Raw genomic sequence first — 15,113 nt, 5'->3', positions numbered from 1 at the left:
AACCGGCCGGGGCGCAGGGATGTACTGCGCTGAAAGCCGGAGTTGCAACGGGAGATGTCGAAACCATAATAGGCTCGCCCAGTGACTGACAGCCCCGGCTGACACCGAAGATAATCTTTTTTCAATTCATCCCCTCCCGCAAAGCTCTCATCCGTTCGCGCAAAGGCCTTGGCAGGTCTGCACCTCGATAATCGCCCTTCACTCAACCCTGCCGCTGCAACCGAGCACCGCGTACCATGAACCTGCGCACCTTCATCCGTCCCTACTGCCTGAACTCCAGGCTCGCCACGCATGCACTGACCCGTCTGCACAAGTCGCTCTCTTTGCTGGTCTCCTACCTGGCCCAGCAAGGCTTCGATTCCAACACCTGGCCGACCAGCCGTGACGAAGGCGCTTACGACCGTCGCCTCAACAGCCTGTGCCCGGAGTTGGCCGCCACCGTGTTCAGCCACGCGCGCGACGGCATTATCCTCGTCGACCCGTTCGGCCGGGTTATCGCGGTGAACGAGGCGTTCACCCGGCTCACCGGCTACGGGCAGGACGAAGTGCTGGGGCGGGAGTTGAATGCCCATCGCCTGGTGCGTCGGCTCGCGACGTTTTATACGCCAATGAAGAACGCGCTGGATTTCCACGGGCATTGGTCCGGTGAGATCCAAAGCAGCCATAAGAACGGCCGGGAGATGACCTCCCGTATCAGCATCAGTGCGGTGCATGACCGGCACGGGAATGTGCAGCACTATGTAGCGCTGTTCAGCGATGTGACGCAGATGAAGCAGCGCCTCCAGTTGCTGGAGCGTGATGCCCGGTATGACGCGCTCACGCAATTGCCCAATCGGCTGCTGTTGGCCGAGCGGATGCGCCAGGCGCTGGGCAAGGCGCGTCTGCATCAGCAGAAAGTGGCCATCGCGTTTATTGACCTCGATGGGTTCAAGGCGCTTAACGACAGTTATGGGCATGATTGGGGCGATCGGGTCCTGGAGATTGTCGCGGCACGGATCAATGCGACGTTGCGTGAAGGCGATACGCTGGCGCGGCTGGGGGGCGATGAGTTTGTGGCGGGGCTGGTAGGTTTACAGGCCGTGGAAGACAGCGAGCCTTTGCTCAAGCGGATGCTGCAGGCGGCCAATGCCCCGATTGTGATTGGCGCGCAGACGGTTGAGATTGCGGCGAGTATCGGGGTGGCGTTTTATCCTGAGCATGGGGTGGAGATCGATGGGTTGATCAGCAAGGCGGATCAGGCCATGTACCTGTCGAAAAAGGCCGGCGGTAACCGTTTGGCGTTTTGTCCGACGCGGTTCATTTCGCTCAATAGCGAAGCCTGACGGTGGTGCCGAGGGTGCGTTCGCTGCCGGTCATGACGCCGTAGTCACCGGCGCCGAGCAGTGAATACACGGCGGTGATGTAGTGGCGATCGAAGAGGTTGCGCACCCAGCCTTCCACCTCCCAGGCACGGTCCTGGCTGCGCAGCCCCAGGCGCAGATGGGTGAGGCTGTAGCTGGGTTGATAACTGCCTTCGCCGCCTTCGAGGGTGCCGTAGTAGCCGGACCTGAAGCTGTAATCGATGCCGCTGTAGGCTTCCAGCCCATGCGGCAGCGGGTGGCTGTGGTCGAGGCTGCTGCTGAGGTTCCATTGCGGCGCGTTGTAGAGGCGATCGCCACTGAGGTCGCAGGTCCATTGGCCCGAGGCGGGTGGGCATGGCGCGTTGGGGAAGCTGCGGTAGCGCGCATCGCTCCAGGCCAGGCCCAGGCGCCAGGTGAGTTGAGGCTGCAGTTGCCAGGCGGAATCCAGTTCGATGCCGCGCAGGCGGACTTTGCCGACGTTGATCAGGTTGTCGCGCAGCGGGGGCGCGAATAGCGATGTCGGCGGGCTATAGGTCAGCGCTTGATAGTTGTCGACGTCGGCCTGGTAGACGGCGAGGTCGAGCATCGCGCGCTCGTCCCAGAAGCGCGTTTTAATGCCCAGTTCCAGAGACGTGGCGCGCTCCGGCTCGAAAGTAGGGGCGGTGAACGGGCCAACCACATCGAAATTGATGCCGCCGGCCTTGTACCCCCGCGACCCGCTGACATAGCCCATCACGGCATCATTGAAGCGGTAGCTGGCACTGAGCAAACTTGAGACGTTGTGCTCTTCAATCGCATCTTCACGGTAATAACCACCGCCCAGGGCGATGCCGCGCAACAATTGCCCTCCCGCTTGGAAAACCGCGGGCAAGCCATTTAGCGGGGCGAGGTTGCTGACGTCGCGGGAGACCCAGCCGTCTTTGCGATCCTGGCTGTAGCGCAGGCCGCCGGTGAGTTCCAGCGCGTCAATCGGGCGCCAGGAAAGCTGGCCGAAAATGGCCCGGCTGTCGCCCCTTTGCTCGCCGTCGTAACGTTGTCGGGCGCCTTCGAGCAGCATGGCCGGCACCTGCTTTGGATCGGTGAAGTTGATGCCGTAGAGTTTTTTCAGCGGTTCCAGTTGATCGCCGACGAACCAGGGCGCGGCGTCCTTGCCGAATTCGACGTCGATCTTACGGTCGAGCTGCTGACGCAAATAATAGAGCCCGGCGACATAGTCGATGGACGAGCCGGCGGTGCCGGACAGGCGCCATTCCTGGCTGAACTGGCGGTGACCCAGCTCGGTTTCGGACTCGGCCACCGATAGCGCAGTGCTGTCGCCGTCGCGAGCGGCGCGGTAGTCCCAGTCGCGGTAGGCGGTGATGCTGGTCAAGCGCAGCGCCGCGTCGAGGTCCCAGTTCAACTCCAGTGAGACACCGCTCTGCAAGGTGTGCGGACGCCCCGGCGCGTCAATGCGGGTCTCGCGCTTGTAAGGGGCGGGTTCTGCCAGCGGATAGCCGAGGAACTTGGCGCGCTGACGAGTCTGGTCACTGTAGTGATTGACCAGCAGCACGTTGCCGGCCTCGTTTTGCTCGGCATGGTCGGCGATCAGGCGCGCGCTGAAGTCCGGGTTTGGCGTCCACAATAATTGCCCACGCAGGCCCTGGCTGTCGGCGTCGCCGAGGCGGGTGCCATCTTGCAGATTGTCCACTGAACCATCGACCGAACTGTTGAAGACGTTCAGGCGCCCGGCCAATACGTCGTCCTGCAGGGGGCCGGAAATCGCCCCGCGATATTCCCGCAAACCGTGCTCGCCGTAGCGTGCTTCAAAGTTGGCCTCGGGTTGAAAGGTCGGCTGGCGGGTGATGATGTTCAGTGCCCCGGCGGTGGTGTTCTTGCCGAACAGGGTGCCCTGTGGCCCGCGCAGAATTTCGAGGCGTTCGATGTCCATCAATTCAGTGAAGGCCATGCCCTGGCGCGCCTGGTAAACGCCGTCGACGTAGGTGCCAACGCTGCCTTCCAGGCCATCGTTGTAGGCGGTGGCGCCGAAGCCGCGCAGGCCGAACCCGGCGAACCGCGCATCGTGACCGGACACCACCAGGCCGGGCACCCGTTGTTGGATGTCCTGAAGCCGATGCAGGCCGGTCTCGTCCAGTTGCTCGCCGTAAAGCACGCTCATCGGAATCGGCACGTCTTGTGGGGCTTCCTCGCGGCGTCGGGCGGTGACGGTCGTGTCGTCGAGCGTGAGGGTGCTGGGCGCCTGTTGTCCGGCATTCACCGACGCCCAGGGCCAAGCCGCAAGGCAAAGCAAGAGCAGCCGATAACCCGAGCCCGGCATGCTAGAACTCCCGAGCCATTGCGCGGCGCACTGTATCCGTGCAGGCCAGCATCTTGACCCAAGCCAGCAATTCTCGGCTATCGACGGGCTTGAGCAGTACTGCATCGAATACCAGATTGTCTGGATAATCCTGCGGCCGGCGTGGCGGGACCGCGGAATACAGCATCACCGGCAAGTGGCCCCAGCGCTCGCGTACTTGCCGCAACAGTTCCCAGCCGTCCATGCCGGGCATCATCTGGTCGCTGATCAGCAGGTCGACCGATTGTCTGGCCAGGCAGGCCAAGGCGTCTTCGCCGTTCGCCGCCATGCTCACGTCAAAACCGTAGCCGGCCAGCAGGTCATACAGCCACTCGCTGTTCTGCTCGACGTCATCGACCAGCAGAACGTGCTTGCCCTGGCCATCGAGCGGCGTGGCGTAGTTGTCGACGAGGCCGAGTTCCAGGTCTTGTTCCTCAGCGCATCTGAGCCGCAGGCGAAAACTGAAGTGGCTGCCGCCTTGCTCGGTGGCCTGGGGTTCGAGCCGGCTGTCCATGCGCTCCAGCAGTTGGGTGACGATCGACAAGCCCAGCCCGCTGCCGTCGTAGCGCTGCGCATTGCGGCCGCGGCGGAAGGGTTGCAGCAGTTGTTCGAACTCTTGCGGATCAACGCCGATGCCGGTGTCGATCACGCTGAAACGCAATTCCACCTCATCGGCGTTTGCCCCCGGGTAACCGCTCACTTCGAAACGGATCTGGCCGTTGTGGGTGAATTTTGCCGCGTTAGCCAGCAGGTTCATGAGAATTTGCCGAAGGCGTTTGAAGTCGGCCTCGACCAGTGGCGGCAGGTCATCGGCCAGCACCGCTTCGAAGCTGTTGCCCTGACGCGCGGCGAGAAAGCCGCCTTCGTCGACGATCTCCTTGAGGAAACCGTACAAATACCCCGGCGCGAGGGCCAGTTGCATTTGCTCCAGCTCGCCACGGGAGAATTCGAGCATCTCATCGATCAGCTCCAGCTGCTGGCGGGCATTGCGTTCGATTGTGGCTGGGTAGTCGCGGTTTGGCCCGGCGTGCATCAGGCGCGCGTAGTCGATAATGCGTACCAGCGGCGAGCGCAGGTCGTGGCTGATTCGCGCCATCAACGCACTGCGAGCCGCGAGGGAGTCGCGCAATTGCGCGGTGCGCAGTGCAACGGTCCTTTCCAGGCGTTCGTGCTCGGCCTGGCGCTGTTGTTCGAGGCTGGACAGCGCGTGCTTCTCGCGGTCGCGGCTGCGGGCCACTTCCATGATTAAAGTGCACACCAGCAACGCCACGCCTGCCAACGTGGACGATAGGCTGTATTTGCTTTGCGCAGACTGCCAGGGCAGCTGTTCCTGAGGGAAGAAAATCCGCATCAGCAATTGGCCCAGCAAGAGCCCTGGCACCAGCCAGGCCATCCAGCTGTAGCTCAGGCGCCGGCGCCAGGCCATGAATAATGTCGCGAGCAGCACTGCGTAGAAGCTCATCAGCGATACTTGGACCAGCTGCGCGCCCTGGACTGCATCGACTTTCAGCCACCAGAGTCGGCCGAGGATGCAGTCCGACAGCGGCACCCAATAGCTCCAGCCAATGATGCGGGGCAGGCGGGACACCTGCAACAACACGCGCATGTAGGCCAGAAACAGAACGAACGAGACCGCGCTGGCGCAGGTCAGCAACTCGCGTGTCCAGCCCAGTGCGGTGGGCCAATAGACCAGGTAGCCGTTCAGAATGCAGGTGAGCAGGATGTAGCTCAGCACCGCGCCTGCGTTCACGGTCAGCAATCGGGAGCGCAGGATCCAGCCGACGATCAGGCCGAACGGCACGACCAGCAGGACAATGCCGAGGGTGAGTCCATCGCTCAGGTAGGTCTGTTGCTGACTGCGCAGCAGCGCCGGTTCGGACCACAGTTGAGGTTCCAGCAGTATTTGGAAATTGCTCGCCACTCGGACGAACACCGTGACGCTTTCCCGCGCCGCCAGCGAGACCGGGAACGCCGGCTGGCGCGCAGGTAGCTGGGGCCATTCGGCCAGGGGGTGAGCGCTTCCCGCATGCATATCACTCCAACGTCCGCCGGTGGACTGATAGACGCGGATGTCCTCCAGGCGCGGCGCCCCAACCACCAGCAGGCGCGAACAGGCCGCATCGCTTGAATTGGTGAGCTGCATTTTTAACCAGAACGCGGAGCGGCTATAGCCTTGGGGCGGCCAGTCTGGGGTCGGGGTGTTGAAACGCGCTGCGGGCAATCCAGCCACTTCGTCCAGGCTCAGGCTGGCCTGGGTATCCTCGAAAACTTGCAGCGTGGGCATCAGGTCCAGCTGCTCGGCCTGGCAACTTTGCACAGGGGCGGCGCGCAGCAGGCCTGCGGATAACAACGCAAGCGTCAGTAACATGAGCTGTAGAAGCCGCATCAGGTGCGTCCGGCCAGCTCTGCATCCTCAAGGCCCAGGGTTTGCCGACGAAACTGACTGGGCGTCATGCCGATTCGCTGGCGCAAGGCGGTGGCGAAGTTGCAGGCATTGCGAAAGCCCACCAGCTCGGCGACGTCTTGCACGCTCATGGCGCTTTCGCCGAGCAGTTCCTGGCCGCGACGCAGCCGGGCATCGCGTATATAGGCGAACACGGTCAGCCCCAGGTGCTCACGGAAGATCGCGGTGAGACGTTTTTCATGGGTGCCGACTTTTTGGGCCAGCCAGGGCAGGGAGGGTATATCGTCCAGCTGGTTTTCAATCAATCGCATCGCCGCCCTCAGCACGATTTCATCACCTTGTGGTTGCGGATCGACCGGGCCGTCCTGAATGGCCGGCGGCGCTCGCCAAGTCAATTGCAGGTGAATCTTGATGCGTGCCAGCACTTCTTCGGGGGCGTAGGACTTGGGGATGTAGTCGACCGCGCCGACCGCCAGCCCCTCGAGGCGCTCCAGTGGCGTATTGGCCGACGACAGAAACAGGATCGGAGTAAGCCGGGTGGCCGGTGCCTCGCGTAATAGCCGGCACAGGCTGAAACCATCCATCTGTGGCATGTGAACATCCAGCACGATCAGATCCGGGCGCAGGCTGAGTGCCCGTTGATAGCCCTGATGGGCGTCGCTGGCCAGCGAAAGGCGCCAAGGCTGGGTCTTTAGCAGAACGAGCGTGGCACGGATATCTTCAGGAACATCGTCGATCAGCAGAATATGCGGCAACGCGTCGGACACCGCCGTCGCTGCCCGCCTTGCGTATTGTCCATTGTCCATTGGCCACGTTCTCTTATGGTGTTTCGCCAGGTCATTGCGGCGACATTGCCAGCGAGCCCCCCGGAGACTCGCAGCAGGAGTTCACTCAAGAGTTCTGCCTGCCGGATTGCCTTGTCGACAGTTTGCAAGATAAGGCACGTTACGGACGGCGACAAATCGATATAGCAATAGCGGCAGGTGAAGCGAGAACTGAAGCTATCAAATTTTTACTCGGCGATAAATGGTCGGCCTCGTTCGAGATGGCTGCGGTTGCAAATATCTACCATAGACACTGCGGTTCGAATCTTCAGCTCCCGCAACAGCCGGTTTCGACCAGGGCTTAGCTGCCGCCATCGTCAACGAACATCTGGCGATGTCCGGCTTGCCTCCAGCACTGATCGCGTCGGCAAACAGCCTCCCGACAGCACCCGCTGTGCTCAGGTCAGCCGGCAACGCCAAGGCTAGGGCCCCGCAATAGCCTTGTCTGGATTACTTGATTGATGTCAACCGCAGGCGTCGGCCTGCTCTGTATCCTGCTGAAACCCACTCTGCAGGCTTGAACCTGAATGTTGGCGCGGCGGTGTTGCTTGTGCATCCACCCGGCATGACCGCAAAGGTGTTGGCCAAGATCGCCGACGAAGCACGGCCTGACGGTTCCCTCGCCGTAAGTCAATCGTGTCCAGCTCAAATGAGAGCGAGTACCCCATGCTCTATCCGCTGTTTCTGACGTTGCATCTGTTTGCCGCGCTGATTTTCATCGGCACGGTGTTCTTCGAAGTCCTGTTCCTGGAAAGTATTCGTAAACAGCTGCCGGTCAAGGTCATGCTGTTGGTCGAACAGGGTATCGGTCGACGCGCGCGCACCCTGGTTCCATGGGTTTTGCTGGTGTTGTTTGGGGCCGGGGCGGGGATGGTCTGGTTGCGCTATTTGCCGACCCTTGCCACACCATTGGCCTCATCGTTCGGCACATTGTTGATGTTGAAGATCGCAGTCGCCGTCAGCGTGCTGCTGCACTTCCTGGCCGCCATGTATCTGTTCAGAAGTGACCGGATGACTGCTCGATACCTGCATTTCATCCATGCCAGCCTGTTCTGCCACATGATCGTCATCGTGCTGCTGGCCAAAGGGATGTTTTACCTGACCTGGTGACCAGGTTTGCCCGGCGGTCTGTTGCGCCACCAGCATTGGCTTGCGCTTGATACAAATCAAGACGCATTGAACGCCAGGCCCTGACACTGGTAGTGCGCAGCCAGTCTCGGAGACCCGTCATGCTCAATCCATCTCACAACCGCGGCGAGCTGAACGTTCGGTACGATCAAGGCGTGCTCGATCCCGACTGCCCTGTTGGCACTGAAAAGTTCCATGAAGGGATCGGTTCCCTGGATTTGCTTCGCGCTTTACGTGTCAGCCGCCAAAAATGCCGTCCGCTGTCGCTGAACGTGCAACTGCCGGCTAACCCGAGGCCTACCTTGTGTTCCCCGGACGATGTTTCATGCGAGCACAGGGACGGTGAAAACTACCTTCGGCGTCTGCAGCACGAGATTGACCTCGTCAGTTGTCACCTGGGCACGGGGCAGCGGGTCGAGCAGTTTCATCTGGCGGGCGGTATACCCGCAATCGCCCAGCTCAAAAGGCTGATGAACCATCTTCGTGGCCGATTCAACCTTCTGGGGCATGAGTGCGGTGAGTACAGCATTGACGTTGACCTGCACCACACCGACTGGTCGACCATGGGCGTGCTGCGCGACCTTGGATTCAACCATGTCAGCATTGGCGTTCCGGACATCGGTGCCGACAGTGATATGTCGGTGGACTGCTACCAGAACCCGGCCCCCATCCATTCGCTTATCGATGCCGCGCGTACCTTTGGTTATCGTTCCATCAATGTGGATCTGGGGTATGGCCGTGCCTGGCAGACGCCGGAAAGCTTCGCATTGAAATTGGCCACCCTTATCGAACTGGAGCCGGACCGGCTGCTGGTATTTGACTACTCACGGCCACCCCAACGCTATCGGGCGATGGCCGGGGACGAAATCAGAGCGCTGTGCAGCCTGGATGATAAAAGCGCGATGCGCCAGAGCTGTTTTGAACAGTTGCTCGGCGGGGGGTATCACTACATCGGCCTGGGGCAATTTGTCCGGCCCGACGATGATTTGGCGATAGCGCAGGAGCGCGGCCGGTTACGTCGCACCAGTGAAGGTTTTACCCGCCACGGGTATTGCGATCAAATCGGGTTCGGTTTGGGCGCCATCAGTCAGATTGACGAGCTGTACGCGCAAAACACCGACCAACTGCAACGGTATCAACAATGCCTGGACATCGACCAATTGCCGACGAGTCGTGGCTGGCGTTGTGAGCCACGCAGCCAGATCCGGCTCATGGTCATGGAACGCCTGGCGTGTGATTTGGAGCTGGATATCCAGGCCATCGAGACGCGTTGCGGACTGATCTTTCGCCAGTACTTTTACGCCGCCTGGCCTGTGCTGGAGCAATTGGCCGGTGACGGGTTGATTGAGCTGTCTGAGCGTTTCATCAGTATCCTTCCGGCCGGTCGGCCGCACGTAGATGCCATCTGCAACCTGTTTGAAAAGGACTCGAGCGGCGCGGGGCGTGAACCCTATAGCGAGTGGATTGATCATGACACCTTCATTTGATTTCAATCGCGCCCTGGTCGAAAAATATGACCGACCGGGCCGCGCTATACCTCCTACCCAACCGCACCGCAATTTCATCAGGCGTTCGCCGTCGATGACTATCATTGTGCCGTCACCGATAGCAACCTGGCGCCTGTGCCCAAGCCCCTGTCGGTGTACATTCACATTCCGTTCTGCAAGAGCCTTTGTTACTACTGTGCCTGCAACAAAATCATTACGCAGAAAACCCACCGTGCCGTCGAACCAGGATGTTCGGTTGGATCGAGTACATATCCATTGTTTAGGTGACGGCCGCTATTGGTTCCGCCCTTACGGCGGGTCACTTTTGAAAAGCGCAAAGTAACCAAACGCTCTTGCCCCACCACTCGGCACCTCGCCCAGGCTCGGTGTGCCCGTAATCCGACAGGGATTTGGGGGGCCGCCGCCACGCGCCATCCATGGCGCGGGGCGGCTAAACCGGCATCCCTGCCGGTTTACCCCCCAAATCCCTGTCGAATTCCGGCCAGCGTGGTTTAACGGGGCGCCTAAGATCAAAAGCAAGATCAAGAGCGGATCGCTTCGCATCGTGGTTACTGACGGTCGCATGTCAGAGTTGTGTAGATACCCATGGTTGCAGATGGGCAACCAGCCGCATTGCGCGCAACGGCCGCCCACAGCACGGGGGGGGCTCACGCAATCTCGACAGCAGCGCATCCGGCTGATCCAGCCAGAGCGTGCGAAAGGGCGTGTGCCGGACATTGCCCACCGAGTGCTGCCACCAATAGGTGTCCGGGTGCACTTCGCCGGTATTGTCGATATTGGCGATACCGCTGCCCGAGGCATTGCCGCCCCAGGCGCGAAGCATGTTTTCCAGGTGCGGGTAGTGCGCAGGCAAGCGGCTCGCGGCCCATTGCAGCAAGAGAATGGCGTCGGCATCGTTGTTGCCAGAAGCAGATCGAGGCTTTCATTAAGTACCCGATGCTTGAGCAAGACGCGGGCCATGCCTGGAGGCCTTTATTTATGGGGATGGGAAGGCGCGGGGGTAAAAATGACCCTGGCCGATAGGGTTTGAATAACCGCATCAGGGTTATTTTTACCCTGACCTGTTCACCGTTGCAGCCGTGCAGGCCCGCACCGGCAATAAGTCGCCTCAGGGCACGGCCCTTGCACTCTTGATCTGCGACAACGGCGACTGATCGCCTATACCCGATGATGCATCCGGATTTACCTCGGCACTCGCGACTAAGTGTCAGGTCGGCAACAGGTTAGAGGAGTGGCGTTATGCAAGTGCTTGAGCGGCGTAAAGCGATGGCGATCCCGCCGCTGTTACGGCTGGCCTTCCGGCCTTTTTTCCTTGCCGGCTGCCTGTTTGCGGTGTTGGCCATTGCGCTGTGGCTGGCAGCCTTCGGCGGTTCGATTTCCCACTGGACTCCCGCAGGCGGTTGGCTGGGCTGGCATCGGCATGAACTGCTGTTCGGCTTCGGGCTGGCGATCATTGCAGGTTTTTTGCTGACGGCGGTGCAGACCTGGACCAGTCGCCCCGGGCTCAGCGGCAAGCCGCTGGCTGCCCTGGCGCTGTTGTGGCTGTGCGCACGGGCGGCCTGGTTGCTCAATGCGCCCTGGCCGCTGCTCATGGTGCTGGAATTGGCATTCCCACTGGCGGTGGCGTTGCTCATGGGGTTGAGCCTGTGGAAGGTGCGACAGAAACGTAACTATCCGATTGTGATGGTGTTGCTGTTGTTAGCCGTGGCCGATGGGTTGTCGCTTTATGGCGTACGCGAAGGCCATGAAGGCTGGCAGCGCCAAGGCGTACTGGCGGGCATCTGGCTGGTGGCAGCGATGATGGGGTTGGTCGGCGGGCGGGTCATTCCGTTTTTCACCCAGCGTGGTCTCGGTCGGGTCGAGGGGGTTGCTCCATGGCCTTGGCTGGACGGGGTGTTGTTGATCGGTGCGGCGCTGGTTGCGTTGCTGTATGCAGCGGGTCCGGCCCTCAACCCCAATGTCTGGGTAGGGCTGCTGTTTGCGGTGTTGGCGGCGGGGCATCTGGTGCGCCTGGTTCGCTGGCATGATCGGGCGCTCTGGCGTGTGCCGTTGTTGTGGTCGCTGCACCTGGCCTATGGCTGGTTGGCAGTGGCGTGCCTGGGCATGGCGCTGTGGCATTTCGGCATGCCGGTCAACCCGAGCCTGGCGGTGCATTGCCTGACGATCGGTGCCATGGGGGGGTTGGTGCTGGCGATGATTGCACGGGTCAGCCTGGGGCATACCGGTCGGCCACTTGAGCCGCCCTCGGGCATGACCCTGGCGTTCATCTTGCTCAATCTGGCGTGTCTCAGCCGGGTTGTGTTGATTGTGTTCCTGCCCTTGCCGGCGCTGTGGCTGGCCGGCCTGTGCTGGGCGCTGGCGTTTGCGTTGTACGCCTGGCGTTACGGGCCGATGCTGCTGCGCACTCGGGTTGACGGTCATCCGGGTTGAGCCGGCGAATGTATGGAGGTGGACAGTGATATACCCCTTTTTGCTGGTGACCCACTTGCTCGCGGCAATCGCCTTCATTGGTACGTTGTTTTTCGAAGTGGTGATCTGGCATCACGCCCGCCAGCAGTTGCCGGATGCGCCACGGTCGACGGCCGATCAGGCCATTGCCCTGCGCTCGCGCAAGGTCCTGCATGGCGTGGTGGTGCTGTTGTATGGCGCCGGCATCAGTCTGGCGTGGCAGTACCGGGGCGCCTTGAGCCAGCCGCTGGCCAGCAGTCTTGGCACGTTGTTGAGCCTGAAGATCCTGTTGGCCCTGAGCATCATCGGGCATTATTTGCTGTTGGCCTATTGGCTGAAAAACGCCCGGCTGAGCGCTCAGCGGGCAAGCTGGATTCGCCGCAGCATCCTCGGGCACATGGTGTTGATCGTGATCCTCGCCAAGGCCATGTTTTATTGGCATAGCTGATCGATAAAAGTGCCCGGCAGACAAAACCCGCGACAACCGATGGGCTGGCGCGGGTGGGTTGCAAGCGGCAATCGATCAGTGCCTGGGGGTCAGGGCGTTTACGAACAGCACATTGTTTTCCAGGTGGATGTGTTGCATCAGGTCGTTGCGAAACTCCAGCAGCCCGCGATACAAGGCACGCCAGGTGTTACAGGCATCCGCTGGCGGGGTGATGTTGTTGGTCAGGGCCAGCAGTTCCTCCAGTTGGATTTCAACGGTTCCCCAGCCTTGTTGCATCCGGCATGCCATGTTTAATGGATTGATAAATAACGATTAATTATTAGGTGTGGTGATAGTTACCCTGACGCTCTAGGGTGAATGCCACCATAGAGGGTGATGACTACCATGCTGCGAGAAAGCCTGGCCGCCGACTTGATCGTCGAGTTGCCCAATGCCGTACGGTTCCAGCGCCTGGTCCAGACCCTGCGCGAATATTTCAACAGCGGTGCCGTGGGCTTGCTGCGCCTGGATGAAGATAGCCTCAGGCCTGTCGCGACAGTGGGGTTGGTCCACGAAGCGTTGGGGCGCCGATTTGTCATCGCTCAGCATCCTCGACTGGCTGCGATCATGGCGTCGCGCGAGCCGACGTGGTTCGAGCCGGACAGCCGCCTGCCGGACCCCTACGACGGCTTGCTCGACAACCACGTGGGAGAACCGTTGCCGGTGCATGACTGCATGGGTGTGAGCCTTTACGTGGAGGGACGCATCTGGGGCGCCATTACCCTTGATGCGTTGCATGCCGGCACCTTCGACAGCCAGGCGCGGGAGGAACTCAAGCGTTGCACCTTGCAGATCGAAGCCGCCGTGCGCGTCACCCGTCTTGAACAGGAAAACCGCAGCTTGCGCTTGTCCCGCAGCGGCCTTCAAGACGTTCGCTTGCCCGCCGATGAAGGCGAAATCCTCGGCCAGAGCGAGGCGTTGCACCAGTTGCTCAATGAGCTGGATGTACTGGCCGATTCCGACCTGCCGGTATTGCTGTTGGGCGAGACCGGTGTCGGCAAAGAGTTGTTCGCCCGGCGCCTGCATCGTTTGTCGGGGCGCAGCCACAAGCCGTTGATACAGGTCAATTGCGCCGCCTTGCCGGAATCCTTGGCAGAAAGCGAGTTGTTCGGGCACGTCAAGGGCGCCTTTTCCGGCGCCACCAGTGACCGCGCCGGACGTTTCGATGCGGCCAACGGCGGCACACTGTTTCTTGATGAAGTCGGTGAGTTGCCGCTAAGCGTGCAGGCCAAGCTGTTGCGCGCATTGCAAAACGGCGAGATCCAGCGGCTGGGGGCGGATAAACCGTTGCACGTGGATGTACGGATCATCGCCGCGACCAACCGGCACCTGCCCGACAGTATCCGCGATGGCCTGTTCAGGGCTGACCTGTATCACCGGCTCTCGGTGTACCCGGTGCCGATTCCGCCTCTGCGCGAGCGCGGTAACGATGTGCTGATGCTCGCCGGGCATTTCCTCGAGCTCAATCGGGCACGGCTCGGCTTGCGCGGTTTGCGCTTGTCGCCCGCGGCCGAGCGGGCCTTGCTGGCCTATACTTGGCCGGGCAATGTGCGCGAGCTGGAACATGTGATCAGTCGCGCTGCGTTGAAGCAACTCAGCCGCGGCACCAGTCGCGCGCTGATCATGACGCTGGAGGCGCAAATCCTCGATCTTGACAGTGCGATGGGGGCGTCGGGAATGCTCGTCGAGCGCTCGCTGGAGCTGATGCCTGATGCGCCGTTCCAGGCCTTGGGCGCTGCGGTGGATGACTGTCAGCGAGAAAAAATTCTTCACGCCCTGAGTCTTTCTGCCCACAACTGGGCGGGCGCCGCACGGCTGCTGGACGTCGACCCCAGCAACCTGCACAAATTGGCCCGGCGTCTTGGCTTGAAGTAAGCCGTGGCGGCGCCGCCTGTTGATGGCGATCAAGGTGAGGTCAGCCAGTGGCTTGCACACTGGGACAAACCCCCACGGAGATCACCGTTATGCCACTTTCCCTGGCTCAGATGCGCCGTAACTACACCCTCAACGGTCTGCTGGATGAGGCAGCGCCGGACGATCCACTGGCCATGTTCCGCCAATGGCTGCAGCAAGCGAGTGACACCGAATGCGCGCCTGTCGAGGCCAACAGCATGATGTTGGCAACGGTCGACGGTGACGGGCAACCGCACTGCCGGGTCCTGCTGCTCAAGGGCTTGAGCGACGATGGCTTCACGTTTTTCGGCAATTACCAGAGCGACAAAGGCCTGCAACTGGCCGCTAACCCGAATGCCGCCATGACGTTTTTCTGGCCAGGTCTGGAGCGTCAGGTGCGCATTGAAGGCCAGGTATCCAGGCTCGATCCGCAACTCTCGGATGCCTACTTCGACTCCCGCTCAGTAGCCAGCTGCCTGGGCGCCTGGGCTTCACCGCAAAGCCAGCCGCTGGCCAGCCGGGCAGCGCTGGATTCGCGTTTGGCCGAAACCATCAAGCGTTTCGTTGGTCAGGCCGTGCCGCGACCGCAGCACTGGGGTGGTTACTGCCTGCGCCCGGCACGCCTGGAGTTCTGGCAGGGGCGTGCCGATCGCCTGCATGATCGACTCGACTACCGTTTGCAGAACGGCGAATGGTGTCGCCGCCGCCTGGCGCCATGAGTCTGTATTCGCCCTGTGGAGGTACCTCGT

The 15,113-nt window shown here is 61.3% G+C and carries 10 protein-coding genes and 3 pseudogenes; 8 read left to right on the top strand and 5 right to left on the bottom strand.

Features of this window, described 5'->3' with window-relative positions; all coding sequences use genetic code 11:
• Positions 1–236: 236 nt before the first annotated feature.
• Positions 237–1,322: a sensor domain-containing diguanylate cyclase gene (locus ASD70_RS07475; protein WP_056846081.1), complete on the top strand. Its 1,086-nt coding sequence runs from the start codon at positions 237–239 to the stop codon at positions 1,320–1,322.
• Here the strand turns inward: ASD70_RS07475 and ASD70_RS07470 are convergent.
• Genes ASD70_RS07470 through ASD70_RS07460 form a run of 3 tightly spaced genes read right to left on the bottom strand, consistent with a single transcriptional unit; the run spans position 1,306 to position 6,882 of the window.
• The gene (locus ASD70_RS07470; RefSeq protein WP_056846080.1) at positions 1,306–3,654 is read right to left on the bottom strand and encodes a TonB-dependent receptor; all 2,349 of its coding nucleotides are present in this window, start codon (positions 3,652–3,654) and stop codon (positions 1,306–1,308) included. The genes ASD70_RS07475 and ASD70_RS07470 overlap by 17 nt on opposite strands.
• Before the next feature lies 1 nt (position 3,655).
• On the bottom strand, positions 3,656–6,040 hold the full coding sequence (locus ASD70_RS07465) for a hybrid sensor histidine kinase/response regulator (protein ID WP_236708692.1): 2,385 nt from the start codon (positions 6,038–6,040) through the stop codon (positions 3,656–3,658).
• Positions 6,041–6,057: 17 nt separating this feature from the next.
• On the bottom strand, positions 6,058–6,882 hold the full coding sequence (locus ASD70_RS07460) for a response regulator transcription factor (protein ID WP_046072039.1): 825 nt from the start codon (positions 6,880–6,882) through the stop codon (positions 6,058–6,060).
• Between the two features lie 684 nt (positions 6,883–7,566).
• Here ASD70_RS07460 and ASD70_RS07455 point away from each other — a divergent pair.
• The 3 genes and pseudogenes from ASD70_RS07455 to ASD70_RS28225 all read left to right on the top strand — a co-directional run.
• Complete coding sequence (locus tag ASD70_RS07455) at positions 7,567–8,010, top strand: CopD family copper resistance protein (RefSeq protein WP_056846078.1); 444 nt, start codon at positions 7,567–7,569, stop codon at positions 8,008–8,010.
• A gap of 119 nt (positions 8,011–8,129) precedes the next feature.
• Positions 8,130–9,515, top strand: coding sequence for a coproporphyrinogen III oxidase (locus ASD70_RS07450; RefSeq protein WP_056846077.1), 1,386 nt, complete (start codon positions 8,130–8,132; stop codon positions 9,513–9,515).
• A pseudogene (locus ASD70_RS28225) lies at positions 9,499–9,758 on the top strand (oxygen-independent coproporphyrinogen III oxidase); the annotation flags it as partial. The gene ASD70_RS07450 and the pseudogene ASD70_RS28225, both read left to right, overlap by 17 nt.
• A 366-nt stretch (positions 9,759–10,124) precedes the next feature.
• Here ASD70_RS28225 and ASD70_RS29065 read toward each other — a convergent pair.
• Positions 10,125–10,443: pseudogene (locus tag ASD70_RS29065) on the bottom strand (heme d1 biosynthesis radical SAM protein NirJ); the annotation flags it as partial.
• Positions 10,444–10,775: 332 nt separating this feature from the next.
• On the opposite strand from ASD70_RS29065, the gene ASD70_RS07440 reads away from it, so the two are divergent.
• Together ASD70_RS07440 and ASD70_RS07435 are read left to right on the top strand one after the other, a co-directional pair.
• Entirely contained in the window at positions 10,776–11,966 is a 1,191-nt protein-coding gene (locus tag ASD70_RS07440) for an NnrS family protein (RefSeq protein WP_056846075.1), read from the top strand.
• 28 nt (positions 11,967–11,994) lie between these two features.
• Positions 11,995–12,432: a hypothetical protein gene (locus ASD70_RS07435; protein ID WP_082363193.1), complete on the top strand. Its 438-nt coding sequence runs from the start codon at positions 11,995–11,997 to the stop codon at positions 12,430–12,432.
• Positions 12,433–12,507: 75 nt separating this feature from the next.
• Here ASD70_RS07435 and ASD70_RS07430 read toward each other — a convergent pair.
• Positions 12,508–12,675 (bottom strand): annotated as a pseudogene (locus ASD70_RS07430) (iron-sulfur cluster repair protein YtfE); the annotation flags it as partial.
• Positions 12,676–12,816: 141 nt separating this feature from the next.
• On the opposite strand from ASD70_RS07430, the gene norR reads away from it, so the two are divergent.
• Together norR and pdxH are read left to right on the top strand one after the other, a co-directional pair.
• Positions 12,817–14,346 carry a nitric oxide reductase transcriptional regulator NorR gene (gene norR, locus ASD70_RS07425; RefSeq protein WP_056846141.1) on the top strand — a complete coding sequence of 510 codons (1,530 nt, stop codon included), beginning with the start codon at positions 12,817–12,819 and terminating at the stop codon, positions 14,344–14,346.
• 89 nt (positions 14,347–14,435) lie between these two features.
• The gene (gene pdxH, locus ASD70_RS07420) at positions 14,436–15,083 is read left to right on the top strand and encodes a pyridoxamine 5'-phosphate oxidase (protein WP_056846072.1); all 648 of its coding nucleotides are present in this window, start codon (positions 14,436–14,438) and stop codon (positions 15,081–15,083) included.
• Positions 15,084–15,113 lie beyond the last annotated feature (30 nt).

This window comes from Pseudomonas sp. Root569 (assembly GCF_001427465.1).
Lineage (GTDB): Bacteria > Pseudomonadota > Gammaproteobacteria > Pseudomonadales > Pseudomonadaceae > Aquipseudomonas > Aquipseudomonas synxantha.
The sequence above is the reverse complement of the archived record's forward strand: the minus strand, read 5'-3'. Positions and strand labels throughout refer to the sequence as shown.

Bases quoted from the DNA above. Each gene is read 5' to 3' on its own strand.
- pdxH (WP_056846072.1), top strand. From the start codon at position 14,436: ATGCCACTTTCCCTGGCTCAGATGCGCCGTAACTACACCCTCAACGGT.
- ASD70_RS07465 (WP_236708692.1), bottom strand. From the start codon at position 6,040: ATGTTACTGACGCTTGCGTTGTTATCCGCAGGCCTGCTGCGCGCCGCC.
- ASD70_RS07460 (WP_046072039.1), bottom strand. From the start codon at position 6,882: ATGGACAATGGACAATACGCAAGGCGGGCAGCGACGGCGGTGTCCGAC.
- norR (WP_056846141.1), top strand. From the start codon at position 12,817: ATGCTGCGAGAAAGCCTGGCCGCCGACTTGATCGTCGAGTTGCCCAAT.
- ASD70_RS07475 (WP_056846081.1), top strand. From the start codon at position 237: ATGAACCTGCGCACCTTCATCCGTCCCTACTGCCTGAACTCCAGGCTC.
- ASD70_RS07450 (WP_056846077.1), top strand. From the start codon at position 8,130: ATGCTCAATCCATCTCACAACCGCGGCGAGCTGAACGTTCGGTACGAT.
- ASD70_RS07470 (WP_056846080.1), bottom strand. From the start codon at position 3,654: ATGCCGGGCTCGGGTTATCGGCTGCTCTTGCTTTGCCTTGCGGCTTGG.
- ASD70_RS07440 (WP_056846075.1), top strand. From the start codon at position 10,776: ATGCAAGTGCTTGAGCGGCGTAAAGCGATGGCGATCCCGCCGCTGTTA.
- ASD70_RS07455 (WP_056846078.1), top strand. From the start codon at position 7,567: ATGCTCTATCCGCTGTTTCTGACGTTGCATCTGTTTGCCGCGCTGATT.